This window comes from Cupriavidus sp. 86D6 (assembly GCF_057815095.1).
Genome location: NZ_JBYPSB010000002.1, coordinates 501,535 through 520,140, shown reverse-complemented (window position 1 = coordinate 520,140; position 18,606 = coordinate 501,535). Strand labels below are relative to the sequence as shown.

Here is an 18,606-nt window from a genome sequence, read left to right as displayed (position 1 = left end):
TCAAGGGTCGGCGATTTGCCGACCCGGCAACATGGACCAGCGGCCCAGATTCATCAATAGCAAAAGGGCGAAATACTACTGACACAGATCAAATTTGTCAGATTTTTGGCATGCCGCTGGCCTGGCACTGCCCAAATCGTTATCGGACATGTCCCGCGATTGTTGAGGCCGAGGCTGGGGTACCCCCACTTCAGGCGGGGCTTGGCGGCAATCCCTCGCCAGCCATCGGGCGCGCAAAGAAAAACCCCGCCATGCAGGCGGGGCCAATGTCCAGCAACTTCCGTGGAGGCATTACTCGGCGGTGATCCTGCCTTGCTCGATCACGGTCTTCCAGCGTTTGAGTTCCTGGTTCTCGAACTCCGCGAACTGTTCCGGCGTGTTGGCGACGACCTCGAAGCCCTGCTCGCTGAGCTTCTTCTGCATGCCAGGGTCCTTGAGCGCGCCGACGATGGCGCCGTGCAGGCGGGTTTTCACGTCAGCCGGGAGCCCCTTGGGCGCGGCCACGCCCTGCCACGAATACACATCCACGTCCTTGACGCCACCCTCGGTCATGGTCGGTACGTTCGGCAGCACCGACGACCGCTTGTCCGAGGTCACGGCGAGTGCCTTGAGCTTGCCGGTACGGATATGCTGCAGCACCGCGTTGATGTTCTGGAACGACACATCGACCTGGCCCGCCAGCAGGTCGGAGATGGCCGGCGCACCCCCCTTGTACGGGACGTGCAGGCCTTCGGTACCGCTCTTCTGCCAGAACAGCGCGGCGGTCAGGTGATCGGACGAGCCCGCACCCGAACTGGCAAACGACACCTTGCCGGGGTTCTTCTTCATGTAGGCCACCAGTTCCTGCAGCGACCTGGCCGGAAAGTTCGGGTTCGCCACCAGCACGTTCGGTGCGCGCACGGCCACCGTCAGCAGGTCGAAATCCTTGGCCGGGTCGTACTGCAGGTTCTTCTGGAGGAACGGATTCACCGCAAAAACGCCAATCGAGGCCACCAGCATCGTGTAGCCATCGGCCGGCGCACGCTTGACGAACGTGGCACCGATGGCGCCGGTGGCGCCCGGCCGGTTATCCACCACGAACGGCTGGCCGAGCTTCTCGTTGAGCGGCTGGGCCAGCAGGCGCGCGATGGTGTCGGTGGACCCGCCAGCCGGGAACGGCACCACGACCGAGACCGCACGTTGCGGCCAGGCGGTGCCCGAAGCCATGGCGGCGGTGCTGACCGTCATGCCGGCCGCCAGCGCAACGGCCACGCCGGCAAGGCGGCGCAGCCACGTGGAAGCGAAAGCCCCGCGCGGGGCGGCCGTGAAGGTGTACTTCATGTTGTTGTCTCCTGCTTTGAACGAAAGCTGTGCGGCTTCTCTGAATAGGTGGCCGATACGTCGATCAGCGCACCATGCAAGGCATCTTGTTGTTGAACTTCCAGTTGGGGATCAGGAACTGCATGGCGACGGCGTCGTCGCGCGCGCCCAGGCCCTTTTCCTGATAGAGCCGGTTGGCGCGCGCCAGCGCGTCCATGTCCAGTTCCACGCCCAGGCCCGGGGTCTTCGGCACCTGCACCAAGCCGCCTTCGATCTTCAGCGGATGGCGCGTCAGGTGTTCGCCGTCCTGCCAGATCCAGTGCGTATCGATGGCAGTGACACGGCCCGGCGCGGCGGCGGCCACGTGCGTGAACATCGCCAGCGAGATGTCGAAGTGGTTGTTCGAATGCGAGCCCCAGGTCAGGCCCCATTCCGAGCACATCTGCGCCACGCGCACCGAACCCTGCATGGTCCAGAAGTGCGGGTCGGCCAGCGGAATGTCCACCGACTGCAGGCGCACCGCATGCCCCATCTGGCGCCAGTCGGTGGCCACCATGTTGGTGGCGGTCGGCAGGCCGGTGGCGGCGCGGAATTCGGCCATGATCTCGCGGCCCGAATAGCCGTCCTCGGCGCCGCAGGGGTCTTCGGCGTAGGCCAGGATGCCGTGCTTGTCGCGGCACAGGCGGATCGCGTCCTTCAGCAGCCAGCCGCCGTTCGGGTCCAGCGTGACGCGGGCCTTGGGGAACCGCTCGTGCAGGGCGATGATCGCTTCCATTTCCTCGTCGCCGCTCAGCACGCCGCCCTTGAGCTTGAAGTCGTTGAAGCCGTATCGCTCATAGGCCGCTTCGGCCAGGCGCACCACGCCCTGGGCATCCATCGCCACTTCGTTGCGGATGCGGAACCACGCGTTGTCGGCGCCGGGTTCGGTGCGGTAGTCGAGCGTGGTCTTCCTGCGGTCGCCCACATAGAACAGGTAGCCCAGCATTTCCACGGCATCGCGTTGCTGGCCTTCGCCCAGCAGCGCGGCCACGGGCACCTGCAGGTGCTTGCCCAGCAGGTCCAGCAGCGCGGCTTCCAGCGCGGTGACGGCGTGGATGGTGATGCGCAGGTCGAACGTCTGCAGGCCGCGCCCGCCGGCATCGCGGCTGGCAAACTGTTCGCGCACCTTGTTCAGGATGGCCAGGTAATGGCCAATGCCCTGCCCCACCACGAGCGGGCGCGCGTCTTCCAGCGTCTGGCGGATGCTTTCGCCGCCGGGCACCTCGCCCACGCCGGTGTTGCCGGCGCTGTCCTTGAGGATCACGATGTTCCTGGTGAAGTACGGGCCATGCGCGCCCGACAGGTTCATCAGCATGCTGTCGTGGCCAGCCACGGGCACCACGGTCAGCTCGGTCACGACGGGCGTGACCGACGTTAGAGGCGTGGCGGGCAAGGCGCCCGGAGCTTGGGAAGTTGCGTTCATGTGGAGGGTCTCCGATTCCTGGTGTCTGGGCCGCCGGGTTCGCGCTTCCTCGTGGGTGTGCGGAAATGCGCCCTGCTGTCTGTTGCTCATACGCTAATATATTAGTCGACCTGTGCGGCGGCGCGGTCGTGCTGCCACAACGGGTTCGTGGCGGCAAGTTCCTGTGCGTTATCGGTCGTCGTATGACTTATGACGCAGTATAATGAGCCCGTACCTGCGCGGTCAACATTGCCGCCGTCAGGGTCATCCCCACAATGGTTCCAACACCTGCCCGCCCATGTCCAACGCTTCGATGACTTCGCCCGCTCCCCTGCGCCGCCGTGGCCGCACGCTTGCTGAAGAAGTAGTCGGCAACCTGACCGAGAGCATCCAGCAAGGCCAGCTCAAGCCGGGCGACAAGCTGCCGACCGAATCCGAAATCATGGCTACCCTCGGCGTGAGCCGCACCGTGGTGCGCGAAGCCCTGTCGCGCCTGCAGGCCAGCGGCCTGGTGGAAACGCGCCACGGCATCGGCACCTTCGTGCTGAACCGGCCCATCGAGACCCATTCGCCGTTCCGCATCGACCCATCGGCGATGGTCACGGCCATGGACGTGCTGGCCATGCTCGAATTCCGCGTGAGCCTGGAAGCCGAGGCTGCCAGCCTGGCCGCCACGCGCCGCAGCGATGACCAGCTGCGCGCCATGCGCCGCGCGCTGGACGACCTGAAGCGCAACGCCGCCGAGGGCAGCGACGCGGTGGGTTCGGATTTCGAATTCCACCTGTCGATTGCCCGCGCCACCGGCAACCGCTATTTCACCGACATCATGGGCCACCTGGGCACCATGGTGATCCCGCGCAGCCGGCTGCAGGTGAGCCAGCCCGAGCGCGAACAGTATCTGGAGCGCGTGAGCTTCGAGCACGAGAGCATTTTCGATGCGATCGAGCGACGTGATCCTGAAGCCGCCAAGGCGGCCATGCGCATGCACCTGACCAACAGCCGCGAACGCCTGCGCAAGGCGTCGGCGGCAGCCGGTTCCTCGACCTGAACCCCATGCGTCGCCTGGCCGCTTCCCCGGCAGGCGACGCGGTTGCGAGGCGCCCCGTGATGTCATATGATGTCTTACGACGAAGCTTTGACAACGTGACGGTGTTCTGGCCGTCCTTTCCCAATTTCCCGCAGGACCCAAGATCATGACGATGACTGGCGAAATGCTGATCGGCGCCTCTGCCGTTCGCGGCACCGAATCCACCTTTTACGGCATCAATCCGGCCACGGGCGAAAGCCTCGAACCGGCCTACCAGGGCAGCACGTCGGCCGATGTGGACCGTGCCTGCGCGCTGGCCGAAGCCGCGTTCGACACCTATCGCGCCACGTCCCCCGAGCAGCGCGCCACGTTCCTGGAATCGATCGCCGCCGGGCTGGAAGCCTTGGGCGACGCCCTGATCCAGCGCGCGCATCTGGAAACCGCCCTGCCGATCGCCCGCCTGCAAGGGGAACGCGGCCGCACCGCCGGTCAGCTAAGGCTGTTCGCACGCGTGCTGCGCGATGGCCGCTGGCAAGATGCCACGCTCGACAGCGCCCTGCCCGAGCGCACCCCGCCGCGCCCCGACCTGCGCATGCAGCGCATCGCCGTCGGCCCGGTGGCCGTGTTTGGCGCCAGCAACTTCCCGCTGGCCTTTTCGGTGGCCGGTGGCGACACCGCCTCGGCGCTGGCCGCTGGCTGCCCGGTCGTTGCCAAGGCACACCCTGCACACCCGGGCACGTCGGAACTGGTGGGCCGCGTGATCCAGAAGGCCGTGGCCGATGCTGGCCTGCCCGAAGGCGTGTTCTCGCTGGTGCAAGGGGTGGGCAACGCCATCGGCACGGCGCTGGTGGCGCACCCGGTCATCCAGGCCGTGGGCTTCACGGGTTCGCGCGCCGGCGGCCTGGCCCTGATGAACGTGGCCAACAGCCGCCCGGTGCCGATCCCCGTCTATGCCGAAATGAGCAGCATCAACCCGGTGTACCTGCTGCCCGAGGCGCTGGCCGCCCGCGGGGAGCAAATTGCCCGTGACCTGGTCGATTCGCTGGTGATGGGCGTGGGCCAGTTCTGCACCAACCCCGGCCTGCTGCTGGCCATCGAAGGCCCGGCGCTGGAGACATTCCGCGCCGCGGCGCATGGCGCGCTGACCGGCAAGCCGGCCGCCACCATGCTGACCCCGGGCATCCACGCCGCCTTCGAGCGTGGCGTGGCCCAGCTGTCGGAAATCTCGGGCCTGACTCGCGCCGCCTGCGGCGTGGATGCCACGGGCCCGAACCAGGCCCGCCCGGTGTTCTTCGAAACGTCGGCCGACAAGTTCGTGGCCGACCACCGCATGCATGCCGAAGTGTTCGGCCCGTCCACCGTACTGGTGGTCTGCAAGGACGCCGACGCGCTGGTGGATGTCACCCGCATCCTCGAAGGCCAGCTGACTGCCACGGTCCAGGCCGATGCCGGCGACCATGCCGTTGCCGCCAGGCTGCTGCCGGCCCTGGAGCGCAAGGTGGGCCGTATCCTGTTCAACGGCTTCCCGACCGGCGTGGAAGTGTGCTTTGCGATGGTTCACGGCGGCCCGTTCCCGGCCACCTCGGACACGCGCACCACGTCGGTGGGCACCACGGCGCTGGACCGCTTCCTGCGTCCGGTCTGCTACCAGAACTTCCCGGCCGCCCTGCTGCCGGACGCGCTGAAGGACGGCAATCCGCTGAACGTGTGGCGCCTGAAGGACGGCGAGCTGGGCCACGCGTGATCGGTTTTGCTGGATGAATGAAAAACGGCCGCTCGTCACAGAGCGGCCGTTTTTTATGGTGTCGCGGGGGATGCGCTTGCCAGCCGTTCAAGCCGCAACACGATCCTTCTGCGGCGCCACTACCGGCGCCGGCCCGATCGTCGTCACCGGCGAACTGGCGGGCGGCTGGATCACCGGCGCGGTGCCGCGCGAGCGGCCCGAGCTCAGGTAGTCGGCAATCGATTCCTGCGTGACTTCGCCCAGGTAGACGCCGTCCCCGTCGATCACCGGCAGCCAGCTCGTGTTGTGCTGGTACATGCGAGACAGCACGATGCGCAGGTGCTCGTCGAATGCGGCCGTGGTGGTGAACGGGCGCATCACGTCCGCGCACTGGCCGCCCTTGGCCAGCGCGTTGCGCACGTCGCGGCGCGTCACGTAGCCCAGCGCCCGCTGGGCGTCGTCCACCACGGGCAGGTGGCGCACGTCGGCATCGTCCATCACACCGAACGCTTCGGCCAGCGTCATGTCGGGGCGGCAGCTTGGCGGCAGCGTGGCCGCGTCGCCGGCGCGCACCAGCAGCAGGCGCTTGAGCGTGTTGTCGTGGCCCACGAAGGCCTGCACGAAGTCGTCGGCCGGATGGGCCAGCAGCGCGTCGGGATGGTCGAACTGCACCAGCCGGCCGGCGCGGAACACGGCCACCTTGTCACCCAGCTTGATGGCCTCGTCGATATCGTGCGACACCATGATCACGGTCTTGCCCAGCTGGCGCTGCATCTGGAAGAACTCGTTCTGGATGCTCTCGCGGTTGATCGGATCCACCGCGCCGAACGGCTCGTCCATCAGCAGCACGGGCGCATCGGCGGCCAGCGCGCGAATCACGCCGATCCGCTGCTGTTGCCCGCCGGACAGCTCGCGCGGATAGCGTTTGAGCATCTTGTCCGGGTCCAGCTGCACCATGCGGATCAGCTCGCGCGCCCGTTCGCGGCATTGCTTCTTGTTCCAGCCCAGCAGGCGCGGCACGACCATGATGTTCTCTTCGATGGTCATGTTCGGGAACAGGCCGATCTGCTGGATCACGTAGCCGATCTTGCGGCGCAGCGTGACGCCGTCGATGCCGGTGGTGTCCTCGCCGTCGATGCGCACGGTGCCCGACGTCGGCTGGATCAGCCGGTTGATCATCTTCAGCGTGGTGGTCTTGCCGCAGCCTGACGGGCCCAGGAACACGCAGATCTCGCCGCGCGGCACGGTCATGCTGACCTCGTTGACGGCGCGCACTTCGGTGCCGTCCTTCTGCGGGAAGGCCTTGGTGAGTTTGTCGAGTTCGATCATTGTCGGATTCCTTTCGGTGTCAGGGCACGCTGCAGGCTTTGCAGCGCGACGTCGGCCACGATGGCGAGCAGGCTCACGAGAACGGCGCCCACGGCAAGCTTGCTCATGTTGCTCTGGCTGATGGCCTGCAGGATCAGCACGCCCAGGCCACCGGCGCCGATGATGGCGGCAATGGTGGCCACGCCAATATTCATGACCACCGCCGTGCGCACGCCGCCCAGGATCACGGGCACGGCCAGCGGCAGGTCCACCAGGCGCATGCGCTGCCACGTGGTCATGCCGATGCCGCGCCCCGCTTCCTGGATGCCGTCATCGATATGGGTCAGCGCGGTGTACGTGTTGCGCATGATCGGCAGCAGCGAGTACAGGAACACCGCCGTCACGGCCGGCACGTAGCCCAGCGCGTGGCCGAAGCGCGCGAAGATCGGGATCATCAGCCCGAACAGCGCGATCGACGGCAGCGTCAGCACCACGGTGGCCAGCGCCAGCAACGGCGTGGCCAGGAAACGGTGGCGGGTGATCAGGATGCCCAGCGGCACCCCGATGACGATGGCCATGCCCACCGCCGAGCCCACCAGCGCGAGATGCTCGCCGGTGAGCCGCAGCAGCGTCGGCCAGCTATGGTGAAGGTAAGTCAGCAGATCCATGCGGCGCTCCTCAGATCAGGCCGTGGGTGCGCAGGAAGTCGCCTGCCACCTTGTCCACGGGTTGCTGGTCGATGTCGACCTTGTAGTTCATGTCGGTCATCGCCGCGTTGTCGAGCTTTGCTGCCAGCGCGTTGAGCAGCCCGCCCAGTTGCGGATGCGCGTCGAGCACGGCGCGGCGCACCACGGGCACCGCGTTGTACGGCGGGAAGTAATGCAGGTCGTCCTCCAGCAGTACGAGGTCGAAGCCCTTCACGCGGCCGTCGGTCGTGTAGACCAGTCCCAGGTCCACCTGGTTGTTCTTGAGCGCGGTGTAGACCAGGCCCGGATCGAGCTGGATCACGTCCTTGCGCGTGAACGGCAGCTTGTACGCGGCCTTCAGCGGCTCCAGGCCGTCGGGGCGCGCGGCGAATTCCATGTCCACGGCCAGCGGATGCTTCGTGCTCTCGCCCTCGGCGCGCATTTTTGCGGCATAGGCCGACAGCGTGCGGATATCGCCGGCGCGCTCCTTCGGCATGGCGAATGCGTAGGTGTTGTTGACCTGCGAGGCATCGAGCCAGACCAGGCCCTTCGCGGCATCGAGCGTCTTCACGCGCTTGTAGCTTTCCGGGCCGTCGAGCTTTTCCTCGACCTTGTTGAACACGATCAGCGCGGTGCCGGTGTAATCCCACACCACGTCGAGCTGGCCCGATTCCAGCGCCTGGCGCATCAGCGTGCTGCCCAGCCCCGAGGTCAGCGTCGTGTCGATGCCCTTGGCCTTCAGGTACTGGGTGGTCATCGACGACAGGATCAGCTGCTCGGTGAAGTTCTTGCCGCCCACCCGCACCGGGCCCGCGCCTTCCTGCGCGCGCGCCGGGGCCGTGGTCAGCAGCAGCACGGCCAGCGCGATGCCGATGGCGGCGGCCAGCCAGAACACGCGGCCTTCCACCAGACGATTCACGGATTTGGATTTCATACGATTCCTCACTGCGCCAGACCGCGGCGACGCAGGTAGATCTGGCCGGCGGCGGCGAACAGCGCGTCCAGCACCAGGGCCAGCAACGCGGTAGCGGCGGCGCCCAGCAACAGCAACGGCTGGTTGTTCAGGTAGATGCCCGGGAAAATCAGTTCGCCCAGGCTGTTCGCGCCGATCAGGAACGACAGCGGCACGGTGCCCACATTTATCACCAGGCTGATGCGCACGCCGGCCAGGATCACGGGCAGCGCGTTGGGCAGTTCCACACGCACCAGGCGCTGGCACGGCGTCATGCCGATGCCCCGCGCGGCTTCCTTCAGGGCGGGCGACACGGTGCGCAGCCCTTCGTAGGTGTTGCGCACGATCGGCAGCAGCGAGGCCAGCCACAGTGCCAGGATCGCCGGACGCTCGCCGATGCCCAGCACGGCCAGCGCCAGGGCCAGCACCGCCAGCGACGGCACGGTATTGCCGATGTTGAAGACCTGCATGAGCCGGTCGGCCCAGCGGCGCATGCACGGGCGGCTCAGCGCGATGCCGGCCGGCACGCCGGTCAGCAGGGCCAGTGCCATCGAGATCGCCACCAGGCGCAGATGGTCGGCCACGTCGTAGAACAGGCGGTCCTGGTACTGGTGGATGACGTCAACGCCGATCCACGCGACCAGTCCGGCCAGCGCAACGGCAACGACGCCCCCCCAGGCCAACGCCCGGATGGTTCGTTTTGACATATTTCCCCTCTCCAACCCCGGTGCGGCCAACCATGCCAATGCCAATGCAAATGCATGAATCACCACATCCCGGATGCGGAAAACAAAAGGGCCAGCGGAAATGTCGATGGGGTGCCCGCCGGGGCCCTGGTTCAGATTGCCTTGCCGCCATGACCGGCACGATTGCCAGCGGACGGACTATTGGGTGCGGCACCGGCCTGGAGACCGGCGAAACACCCGATTGATGGGGTCCAGGCATGAAGCCCAAACCCGCAGGAGCGGCGCAACCCGGAAAGGTTGGCCAGTGGCGGCGATTGATGCCCGACAGATGTCGTGTCGGTATGGCGCCGCCGGTCAATCGGCCGTTGCCAGACAACGGATTGCGGGGTTCGGGGTGCAGCCCCGACCACAGCAATTTTTGGCAACGGATGACAAAGAGACCGCTATTCTACACAACTTCTGCGATCCTGTCATCTTCACCGTTTCCGTCTCCGAAATAACCGGGTTTCGCGCGAAATTTCCGAACCCAGCTTCGTTGCATTCATGCGATCGATCGATGCCTCTCCGTTCCATCAGCGGAACAATCTGTTGCCTGTCGGCCCTCTACCGCTTTCTGGCCAAACCCTTACATTGAGGGGGTAGACACGACGGCCGGAAGCCAGGGTTTCCAGGCCGTCCCAACCGGAGATTTCACATGACCACCCGTATCGCCACCGTTCCGGCCACCGCCACGGAAACCGTGCAGCGTTCGCGCGCCGTGGATCGCGTGGTTCGCGGCATCGCCACGTCCGACGGCGCCGGCGTGAAGCTGACCCGCGTGCTGACGCAGAACCTGCAACGCCGGCTCGACCCGTTCCTGATGCTCGACGCCTTTGGCACCGACAACAAGGACGACTACATCGGCGGCTTCCCCGATCACCCGCACCGCGGCTTCGAGACCATCACCTATATGCTGGCCGGCCGCATGCGCCATCGCGACAGCGCCGGCCACGAAGGCCTGCTGGAAAACGGCGGCGCGCAGTGGATGGTGGCCGGCTCCGGCGTCGTGCACTCGGAATTGCCGGAGCAGGAAGACGGCCGGATGGAAGGCTTCCAGCTGTGGCTGAACCTGCCGGCGGCGGACAAGATGACCACGCCCTGGTATCGCGACATGCCGGCGGCGGCAATTCCAACCGTGGCACTGCCGTCGGGCGGCACGGTGCGCGTGCTGGCCGGTGCCTCGCATGGCGTGGCCGGTGCCGTGACGCGTCCGGTCACCGAACCGCTGTACCTGGACGTGCATCTGCCGGCTGGCCAGTCGTTCACGCAGGCCCTGCCGGCCGGGCATAACGCGTTTGTCTACGTCTATCGCGGCGCCGTGACGATCGGCGACGCGGTGGTGGAAGCGCAGCGCATGGGCGTGCTGGACAACGCGGGCGGGTCCGACGGCGTGGTGGTCACCGCGAACGAGGACACCCGCTTCCTGCTGATCGCGGGCCAGCCGCTGAACGAGCCCATCGCGCAGTACGGCCCGTTCGTGATGAACACGCAGGACCAGATCTACCAGACCCTGGCCGATTTCCGAGACGGCCGGTTTGCGACGATCCCCGCCAGCGCCGCCTGACACGCGCAACTGATCCGGGTCAACCCTGACCGCCGCCCTCCCTAGCCGGCAGCGCGGCGGTTTTTCTTTGCGGCTGTGGCCGGCACGCGACTTGCAACCTCCCGGTACCCGTTGTGGGGCATGGCTGGAGGGCCAAAGTGGTCCGCCCAGCCCCCACGCACTTATATAATCCACCCCAAATTCCGGGCATCACGCAATCATGATGATGACGACCTGCCTCGCGGCGATGCTGCGCCACGCACAGCCGTCGTCACGTGCTTAAAAACAGAACGTTGCTGCCACAACAATTCGAGCCGCCTCAGTGACATCACAATCCCCCCCCAGGCTGGCGCTTGCGCATATCACCAAGCGTTATCCCGGCGTGACCGCCAACGACGACGTCAGCCTGACGGTCGCGCCCGGCGAGATCCACGCCGTCCTTGGCGAAAACGGCGCCGGCAAGTCCACCTTGATGAAGATCATTTTTGGCGCGGTACGTCCCGACGCCGGCGAGATGCACTTCAATGGGGCGCCGGTTTCCATCGCCAGCCCCCACGACGCCCGCAACCTGGGCATCGCCATGGTGTTCCAGCATTTTTCGCTGTTCGACACGCTGACCGTGGCCGAGAACATCGCACTGGGCCTGTCGCCCGCCGATGCCGGCAATATGAAGCAGCTATCGGAACGCATCCGCGCCACGGCCGAGCGGTATGGTCTGCCGCTGGAACCGCAACGCCACGTGCATACCCTGTCCGTGGGCGAGCGCCAGCGCGTGGAGATCGTGCGCGCGCTGCTGGCCAACCCGCAGTTGCTGATCCTGGACGAACCCACCTCGGTGCTGACGCCGCAGGCCGTGGAAACGCTGTTTGTCACGCTGCGCCAGCTGGCGTCCGAAGGCACCAGCATCCTCTATATCAGCCACAAACTGGACGAAATCCGAGCTCTCTGCCACCACGCCACCGTGATGCGCATGGGCCGGGTGACCGGCAATTGCGACCCGCGCCAGCAAAGCGCGGCCGAGCTGTCGCGGCTGATGATCGGTGGCGAACCGCCGCGCGAAGCGCGTGTGGCCACCCAGCGCGGCGCGGTGAAGCTGTCGGTGCGCAACCTGTCGATGCCGCGCGCCCACCAGTTCGCCACGGAACTGCAACACATTGCACTGGACGTGCACGCCGGCGAAATCGTCGGCATCGCGGGGGTATCGGGCAATGGCCAGCAGGAGCTGCTGGCTGCGCTGTCCGGCGAGGATGCGCGCACGGCCGGCGCAGCCATCGATCTGGACGGCAAGCCCGTGGGCCGGCTCGATGCCCGCGGCCGCCGCCGTGCGGGGCTGGCGTTCGTGCCCGAGGAACGGCTCGGCCGTGGCGCGGTGCCAGGCATGAGCCTGGCGTCGAATGTGTGGCTGTCGCACCAGACGCCGCCCTACGTGCAGGGCGGCATGGTGTCGCCCAGGGCAGCCGAAGGCCTGGCCGCCAGCATCATCAGCCGGTTCCGCGTCAAGGCCAGCGGGCCTGCGGCACTGGCGCGCAGCCTGTCGGGCGGCAATCTGCAGAAGTTCATCGTCGGCCGCGAGATCGAGGCCGGCCCGAAGGTGCTGATCGTGGCGCAGCCCACGTGGGGTGTGGATGTCGGCGCGGCCGCGCAGATCCACAACGAGATCCTGTCGCTGAAGGCCGCCGGGTGCGCGGTGCTGGTGGTATCCGAAGAACTCGACGAACTGTTCGCCATCTGCGACCGCCTGCACGTGATCGCCAAGGGCCAGCTGTCGCCGTCGATCCCCGTGGATATCGCCACGCGCGAGCAGGTGGGCCTGTGGATGAGCGGGCTGTGGGAAGGCGGGCCGGCCAGCCGGCGCGACAACGCCGACGTGGAGGTGCCGAGCCATGGCTAAAGTGCTATCTCCCGTTGTGCTGGCCCCGCGCGGCGTGCCGTCGCGCCCGATGGCCTATGCCTCGCCCGTGTTCGCGCTGGTGCTGACGCTGCTGTTCGGCGCCCTGCTGTTCGTGGCGCTGGGCAAGGACCCGGTGGCGGGCCTCAAGGTATTCCTGGTCGATCCGCTCAAGGACACGCGCGCGATTGGCGAGGTGCTGCTCAAGACCGTGCCGCTGGTGCTGTGTGCGCTCGGGCTTTCGGTCTGCTATCGCGCCAACGTCTGGAATATCGGCGCCGATGGCCAGCTGATTGCCGGGGGCATCCTGGCCGGCGCCACGGTGCTCTGGTTCGATACGCCCGGCAGCACGTGGAGCGGCCCGGTGGTGCTGGTGCTGGCCGCGCTGGCCGGCTGCGTCGGCGGCATGTTGTGGGCATCGCTGACGGCGCTGCTCAAGGACCGCTGCAATGCCAACGAGATCCTGGTGTCGCTGATGCTGACCTATATCGCCCAGCAGTTGCTGCTGTGGGTGGTCAACGGTCCGCTGAAGGACCCCAACGGCATGAACTTCCCGCAGTCGAAGGTGTTTTCGTCGATGTTCCTGCTGCCCAACCTGCTGCCCGGTTCGCGCCTGCACATGGGCTTTGCCGTGATGCTGGTGCTGGTGGTCGTCATGACCGTGTTCGTGTTCCGCAGCTTTGCCGGCTACCGCCTGCAGGTGGGCGGCACCGCGCCGCTGGCCGCTCGCTATGCCGGGTTCTCGTCGCGCAGCGCGCTGTGGACGGCGTTGATGATCTCGGGCGCCTTCGCGGGCCTGGCCGGCGCGTTCGAGGTGACCGGCCCGATCGGGCAGCTGCTGCCGTCGATCTCGCCCGGCTATGGCTTTACCGCGATCATCGTGGCCTTCGTGGGGCGGCTGCATCCGGTGGGCGCCGTGTTCGGCGGCATCGTGATGTCGCTGTTCTATATCGGCGGCGAAATGGCGCAGTCCCGGCTGGGCCTGCCGTCGGCGCTGGGCTGGGTCTTCCAGGGCATGCTGCTGTTCTTCCTGCTGGCCTGCGACACACTGATCGACAACCACCTGCGCTGGCGCGCGCGTGCCGCCTGATCCGGAGCTGACAACAAAATGGAACAACTTGCTCCCCTGATCGCCACCGCGATCAACGCCGGCACCCCGCTGCTGCTGGCCGCGCTGGGCCTGCTGGTCAACGAGCGCGCCGGCGTGCTGAACCTGGGTGCCGAAGGCATGATGCTGGTGGCCGCCGCCTTCGGCTTCATGGTCGGGTATCAGACCCAATCCCCGCTGCTGGGCTTTGTCGCCGGCGCTGGTGCCGGCATGCTGATGGCCACGCTGTTTTCGTGGCTGGCGCTGGTGCTGGCCACCAACCAGGTAGCCACCGGCCTGGCGCTGTCGATCTTCGGCACCGGCTTGTCCGCGTTCATCGCACAGCGGTTCGTGGGCTACGCCATGCCGGCCAAGGCCAGTGCCGTCCCGGGGCTGGCCGACATCCCGTTCATCGGCCCGGCATTCTTCCAGCATCACTGGATGGTGTACGTCAGCCTGCTGCTGTGCTTTGCCATCATGTGGTTCCTGTTCCGCACGCGCGCCGGCCTGACGCTGCGCGCCATCGGCGAATCGCCAGAATCGGCGAATGCGCTGGGCTATCCGGTGCGCTGGATCCGCTTTGGCGCGCTGCTGTTCGGCGGTGCCTGCTGCGGGCTGGCCGGGGCCTACCTGTCGCTGGTGTACACGCCGATGTGGGTGGAAAACCTCGTGGCAGGCCGTGGCTGGATCGCGCTGGCGCTGACCACGTTCGCCACGTGGCGGCCGGGCCGCGTGCTGGTGGGCGCCTGGCTGTTCGGCGGCGTGACCATCCTTCAGTTCTACCTGCAGGGCATCGGCGTATCGGTGCCGTCGCAATTTCTGTCGATGCTGCCGTACGCCGCCACCATCGTCGTGCTGGCCCTGATCTCGCGCAACCCGGCCTGGATTCGCCTGAACATGCCCGCATCGCTGGGCAAGCCGTTCCGTCCGGGCAACGCCTGAACACCCCTGTACCGCATCACCGAAGTCTTAAAAAAACAGCAGTATCCGAAGTACAACCTCATCACAGAAGACGTCTTACTAGGAGAGATCGAATGATCGTGACACGCAGGACCACGCTGGCTGCCCTGGCCGCCACCGCCGTGCTGGCCCTGGCCGGATGCGGCAAGAAGGAAGCCGAGAAGCCGGCCGGGACCGCCGCGCCGGCATCCGCCCCCGCTGCTGCCGCCAGCGAACCGCTGAAGGTGGCCTTCGTCTACATCGGGCCGGTGGGCGATGCCGGCTGGACGTACGCCCACGACGCGGGCCGCAAGGCCGTGGAAGCGAAGTTCGGCGACAAGGTCAAGACCACGTACGTGGAAAACGTGCCCGAGTCCGCCGCCGACGCCGAGCGCGTGTTCCGCGACCTGGCCAGCCAGGGCAACAAGCTGATCTTCGGCACCACGTTCGGCTACATGGAATCGATGCTGAAGGTGGCCAAGGAATTCCCGGACGTGAAGTTCGAGCACGCCACGGGCTTCAAGACCGCCGACAACCTGGCCCAGTACGACGTGCGCACCTATGAAGGCGCGTACCTGGCGGGCGTGGTGGCTGGCAAGATGAGCAAGACCGGCAAGATGGGCGTGGTGGCATCGGTGCCGATTCCCGAGGTGATCCGCAACATCGATTCGTTCACGCTGGGCGCGCGCTCGGTGAACCCGAAGGCCACGGTCAAGGTGGTGTGGGTCAACAAGTGGTTCGACCCGGGCAAGGAACGTGAAGCCGCCACGACGCTGATCGGCCAGGGCGTGGACATGCTGATGCAGAACACCGACTCCGCCGCCGTGGTGCAGACCGCGCAGGAAAAAGGCGTGTACGCGTTCGGCTGGGACAGCGACATGAGCAAGTTCGGCGAGAAGGCGCACCTGGCGGCATCGGTGATCTCCTGGGGCGTCTACTACACCAAGGTGGTGGACGACGTGCTCAACAACCAGTGGAAGAACAGCACCATCTGGTGGGGCCTCAAGGAAGGCATGATCGACCTGAAGGGCTTCAACGCCGCGGTGCCGGAAGACGTCAAGGCGCTGGTCGAGGAGCGCAAGAAGGGCATCGTCGACGGCAGCGCGCCGATCTGGAAGGGTCCGATCAAGGACAACGCCGGCAAGGAACAGGTCGCCGGCGGCGCCGTGGCCGACGACGCCTTCCTGCACAACGTGAAGTTCTACGTCGAAGGCGTGGAAGGCAACGTGCCGGGCTGATCTTTCAAACCCACCAGCCGGCTCCCCTCTTCCGCCCGCCGGGAGAGGGGAGAAAACCCTCAGGAACTTGAATCCCCCCTGATCGGCCCAAGCTACTCGTTCATGTCCTGCTGAACGTGTGACCAAGGAGGCCCATCATGTGGAAGCGACTGTCAGCCCTGTGGACGCTGGTACGGCGCGACGGCCGGCTGTTCTGGTTTGCCCTGCGCCACCCCGACGCGCCGCCGTGGCTCAAGCCGGCCGCGTTCGGCCTGCTGTGCTACGCGATCTCGCCCATCGACCTGATCCCCGACGTGATTGCCGGCCTTGGCATCGTGGACGACGTGGTCATCATTCCGCTGGCCGTTCATCTGATTCTAAAGCGCCTGCCGCCGCACATCCTGCGCCAGGCCGAGATGCGCGCCACCGCCACCACGGTCAGGCCGCGCTGACGCTGGCGCCCCCCGGCGTCACCCAAAGAGCCAAAGAAAAACCGCTGCGGAAAGCAGCGGTTTTTTCATGGGCGCGTGGCTGGCCGGCGATCAGGCCTTCGGCACGAAGCAGTGCCGCGCCAGTTCCACCACCAGCAACTCGGCCGTGGCCAGATTGGTGGCGCATGGCACATTGTGGACGTCGCACGCACGCACCAGCGCGTTGATGTCCGGTTCGTGCGGCTGCGGGGTCATCGGGTCACGCAGGAAAATCACCGCCGTGACGCGCCCCTCGGCCAGTTGCGCGCCGATCTGCAGGTCGCCGCCCCAAGGGCCCGACAACATGCGGGTGACCTCCAGCCCGACCTCGGCCGCGATACGGCCGCCGGTCGTGCCGGTGGCGAGCAGGTCGCACCGCGCCAGGAAGTCGCGATGGCGGCCGGCAAAGGCCACGATGTCGTCCTTCTTGTGATCGTGGGCAATCAGCGCGATACGCGGCCGGGGCTCCGGCATGATTTCCGATGGTCCCATCAGAACGTCCCCGGGTAGGCGCCGCCGTCCAGCAGCACGTTCTGGCCCGTCATGTAGGCGGCCTGCTTGCTGCACAGGAACGCGCAAGTGGCGCCGAACTCGGCCGGATCGCCGAAGCGGCGGCTCGGGTTGGCGGCAGCGCGACGCTTGGCCATTTCCTCGATGCTGATGCCGGCCTTCTGCGCGCCGCCTTCCATCGTCTTCTTCAGGCGGTCGGTGTCGAACGGCCCCGGCAGCAGGTTGTTCACGGTCACGCCATGCTGCGCCACTTCGCGCGCCAGGCCGGCCACGAAACCGGTCAGGCCCGAACGGGCACCATTGGACAGGCCCAGCACGTCGATCGGCGCCTTCACGGCACCGCTGGTGATGTTGACGATGCGGCCCCAGCGGCGCGCGATCATGCCGTCGATGGTCGACTTGATCAGTTCGATCGGCGTCAGCATGTTGGCGTCCAGCGCGGCGATCCACGCGTCGCGGCCCCAGTCGCGGAAGTTGCCCGGCGGCGGGCCGCCGGCGTTGTTCACCAGGATGTCCAGGTCGCCCAGCTTGGCCACGGCGTCCAGGGCCAGCTTGCGGCCTTCCGGCGTGGTGATGTCGGTGGCCACCGCGATCACGCGGCGGCCATGGCGGGCGCGCAGGTCGGCGGCGGCCTTCTCCAGCGCCTCGGCGCCACGGGCCACGATCACCACATCGACACCTTCCGCCGCGAGCGCATCGGCACACGCCAGCCCAAGCCCCTTGCTGGCGCCGCACACCAGCGCATGCTTACCGCGCAGTCCAAAATCCATGGCTTCCCTCTCCTTCCTTGGTTGGTTCTCTTCGAATGACTTGTTTCAGGCCTTCCGGCTCGACAGCAGATACATACCACCCAGCACCAGCGCGCTACCGGCCAACTGCACGCCCGTGACCGGCTCGCCCAGCAGCCAGAACGCCAGCGCCAGCGTGGACACCGGGCCGATCATGCCGGCCTGCGATGCCAGCGGCGCCCCGATGCGCGACACCGCGATCATCGTCAGCGACACCGGCAGCACGGTACAAAATACCGCGTTGATGACCGACAGCCACAGCACGGGCGCCGGCTGCGCCAGTTCGGCCAGCGGCCGGCCCAGCACCACGTACTGGATCACGCAGCACAGCGTGGAGACGCACATCGCATACGCCACGAGCCGCAGCGACCCCACGCGCTTGACCAGTTCGCCGCTCAGAATCAGATACACACCATACGACATCGCGCTGGCCAGCACCAGCGCGCCGCCCAGCCAGACCTGGCCGCCGCTGACATCGAGGTCGTGCGCGAACACCAGCACGATGCCGGCATAGGCCAGCAGCAGCGAAATCCACTGGCGGGCATGAATATGGCGGCGGAACACCAGCGCCGTGACCAGCAGCACGAACGACGGCGTCAGGAACAGGATCAGCCGCTCCAGCCCGGCCGTGATGTACTGCAGGCCCAGGAAATCCAGAAAGCTCGACAGGTAATAGCCGATGAATCCGAGGAACACCACCCGGCCGCGATCGGCCCATGACAGCGCCGGCAGCTTGCGTGCCTGCCACCACCCGATGGCCATGAACAGCGGCACCGCAAAGAGCATGCGCAGCGTGATGACCATCACGGCATCCACGCTGTAGCGGTACATGAGCTTGGCCACGATGGCCTTGGCGGAAAACAGCACGGCGCCGACGGCCGCGGTGGCAAGTCCGACGCGCTGTGCGACAGGCACTTCGGCGGACGGGGAGAGGGACTTCTGGGAAGCAGGCACGGGGACGCTGGAATCTTGACGCCGGGCCGCGCCCACGCTCAACGCAGGC

17 protein-coding genes are annotated in these 18,606 nt (G+C 66.7%); 8 read left to right on the top strand and 9 right to left on the bottom strand.

Annotated features, from left to right (window positions below):
- Positions 1 to 291: 291 nt before the first annotated feature.
- Together AC3G88_RS07435 and gudD are read right to left on the bottom strand one after the other, a co-directional pair.
- Positions 292 to 1,320 carry a Bug family tripartite tricarboxylate transporter substrate binding protein gene (locus tag AC3G88_RS07435; protein WP_488771166.1) on the bottom strand — a complete coding sequence of 343 codons (1,029 nt, stop codon included), beginning with the start codon at positions 1,318 to 1,320 and terminating at the stop codon, positions 292 to 294.
- A gap of 64 nt (positions 1,321 to 1,384) precedes the next feature.
- Complete coding sequence (gudD, locus tag AC3G88_RS07430; protein ID WP_488771164.1) at positions 1,385 to 2,761, bottom strand: glucarate dehydratase; 1,377 nt, start codon at positions 2,759 to 2,761, stop codon at positions 1,385 to 1,387.
- Positions 2,762 to 3,038: 277 nt separating this feature from the next.
- Here gudD and AC3G88_RS07425 point away from each other — a divergent pair, with 277 nt between their 5' ends.
- On the top strand, positions 3,039 to 3,788 hold the full coding sequence (locus tag AC3G88_RS07425) for a FadR/GntR family transcriptional regulator (protein ID WP_488771163.1): 750 nt from the start codon (positions 3,039 to 3,041) through the stop codon (positions 3,786 to 3,788).
- A 145-nt stretch (positions 3,789 to 3,933) separates the two neighbouring features.
- On the top strand, positions 3,934 to 5,511 hold the full coding sequence (locus AC3G88_RS07420) for an aldehyde dehydrogenase (NADP(+)) (protein ID WP_488771162.1): 1,578 nt from the start codon (positions 3,934 to 3,936) through the stop codon (positions 5,509 to 5,511).
- An 87-nt stretch (positions 5,512 to 5,598) separates the two neighbouring features.
- Here the strand turns inward: AC3G88_RS07420 and AC3G88_RS07415 are convergent, their stop codons facing one another.
- The 4 genes from AC3G88_RS07415 to AC3G88_RS07400 are packed head-to-tail and all read right to left on the bottom strand — an operon-like array spanning position 5,599 to position 9,143.
- Positions 5,599 to 6,819, bottom strand: coding sequence for an osmoprotectant ABC transporter ATP-binding protein OsmV (locus AC3G88_RS07415; protein ID WP_488771161.1), 1,221 nt, complete (start codon positions 6,817 to 6,819; stop codon positions 5,599 to 5,601).
- Positions 6,816 to 7,466, bottom strand: coding sequence for an ABC transporter permease (locus AC3G88_RS07410; protein ID WP_153947516.1), 651 nt, complete (start codon positions 7,464 to 7,466; stop codon positions 6,816 to 6,818). The genes AC3G88_RS07415 and AC3G88_RS07410 overlap by 4 nt, the downstream gene beginning before the upstream one ends.
- 10 nt (positions 7,467 to 7,476) lie before the next feature.
- Positions 7,477 to 8,418, bottom strand: a complete 942-nt coding sequence (locus AC3G88_RS07405; protein ID WP_488771160.1) for a glycine betaine ABC transporter substrate-binding protein — start codon at positions 8,416 to 8,418, stop codon at positions 7,477 to 7,479.
- Between the two features lie 8 nt (positions 8,419 to 8,426).
- Positions 8,427 to 9,143 carry an ABC transporter permease gene (locus AC3G88_RS07400; protein ID WP_400393768.1) on the bottom strand — a complete coding sequence of 239 codons (717 nt, stop codon included), beginning with the start codon at positions 9,141 to 9,143 and terminating at the stop codon, positions 8,427 to 8,429.
- 673 nt (positions 9,144 to 9,816) lie between these two features.
- Between AC3G88_RS07400 and AC3G88_RS07395 the strand changes: the two genes are divergently transcribed.
- From AC3G88_RS07395 to AC3G88_RS07370, 6 genes are all read left to right on the top strand, one after another.
- Positions 9,817 to 10,725 (top strand): pirin family protein, encoded by a 909-nt coding sequence (locus AC3G88_RS07395; RefSeq protein ID WP_488771158.1) that lies wholly within the window; start codon positions 9,817 to 9,819, stop codon positions 10,723 to 10,725.
- 301 nt (positions 10,726 to 11,026) lie between these two features.
- On the top strand, positions 11,027 to 12,595 hold the full coding sequence (locus AC3G88_RS07390; RefSeq protein ID WP_488771157.1) for an ABC transporter ATP-binding protein: 1,569 nt from the start codon (positions 11,027 to 11,029) through the stop codon (positions 12,593 to 12,595).
- Entirely contained in the window at positions 12,588 to 13,682 is a 1,095-nt protein-coding gene (locus AC3G88_RS07385) for an ABC transporter permease (protein WP_488771156.1), read from the top strand. Before AC3G88_RS07390 ends, AC3G88_RS07385 begins: the two co-directional genes overlap by 8 nt.
- An 18-nt stretch (positions 13,683 to 13,700) precedes the next feature.
- On the top strand, positions 13,701 to 14,621 hold the full coding sequence (locus tag AC3G88_RS07380; protein ID WP_488771155.1) for an ABC transporter permease: 921 nt from the start codon (positions 13,701 to 13,703) through the stop codon (positions 14,619 to 14,621).
- Between the two features lie 92 nt (positions 14,622 to 14,713).
- A complete protein-coding gene (locus AC3G88_RS07375) occupies positions 14,714 to 15,856 on the top strand; it encodes a BMP family ABC transporter substrate-binding protein (RefSeq protein WP_153947509.1) in 1,143 nt (380 codons plus the stop codon).
- A 137-nt stretch (positions 15,857 to 15,993) separates the two neighbouring features.
- Entirely contained in the window at positions 15,994 to 16,287 is a 294-nt protein-coding gene (locus AC3G88_RS07370; RefSeq protein WP_153947508.1) for a YkvA family protein, read from the top strand.
- 90 nt (positions 16,288 to 16,377) lie between these two features.
- Here the strand turns inward: AC3G88_RS07370 and AC3G88_RS07365 are convergent, their stop codons facing one another.
- Genes AC3G88_RS07365 through AC3G88_RS07355 form a run of 3 tightly spaced genes read right to left on the bottom strand, consistent with a single transcriptional unit; the run spans position 16,378 to position 18,518 of the window.
- Entirely contained in the window at positions 16,378 to 16,797 is a 420-nt protein-coding gene (locus AC3G88_RS07365) for a methylglyoxal synthase (protein WP_488771154.1), read from the bottom strand.
- Positions 16,797 to 17,585 (bottom strand): SDR family oxidoreductase, encoded by a 789-nt coding sequence (locus tag AC3G88_RS07360; protein ID WP_488771152.1) that lies wholly within the window; start codon positions 17,583 to 17,585, stop codon positions 16,797 to 16,799. Before AC3G88_RS07360 ends, AC3G88_RS07365 begins: the two co-directional genes overlap by 1 nt.
- A gap of 45 nt (positions 17,586 to 17,630) precedes the next feature.
- Positions 17,631 to 18,518, bottom strand: coding sequence for a DMT family transporter (locus AC3G88_RS07355; RefSeq protein ID WP_249640954.1), 888 nt, complete (start codon positions 18,516 to 18,518; stop codon positions 17,631 to 17,633).
- Positions 18,519 to 18,606 lie beyond the last annotated feature (88 nt).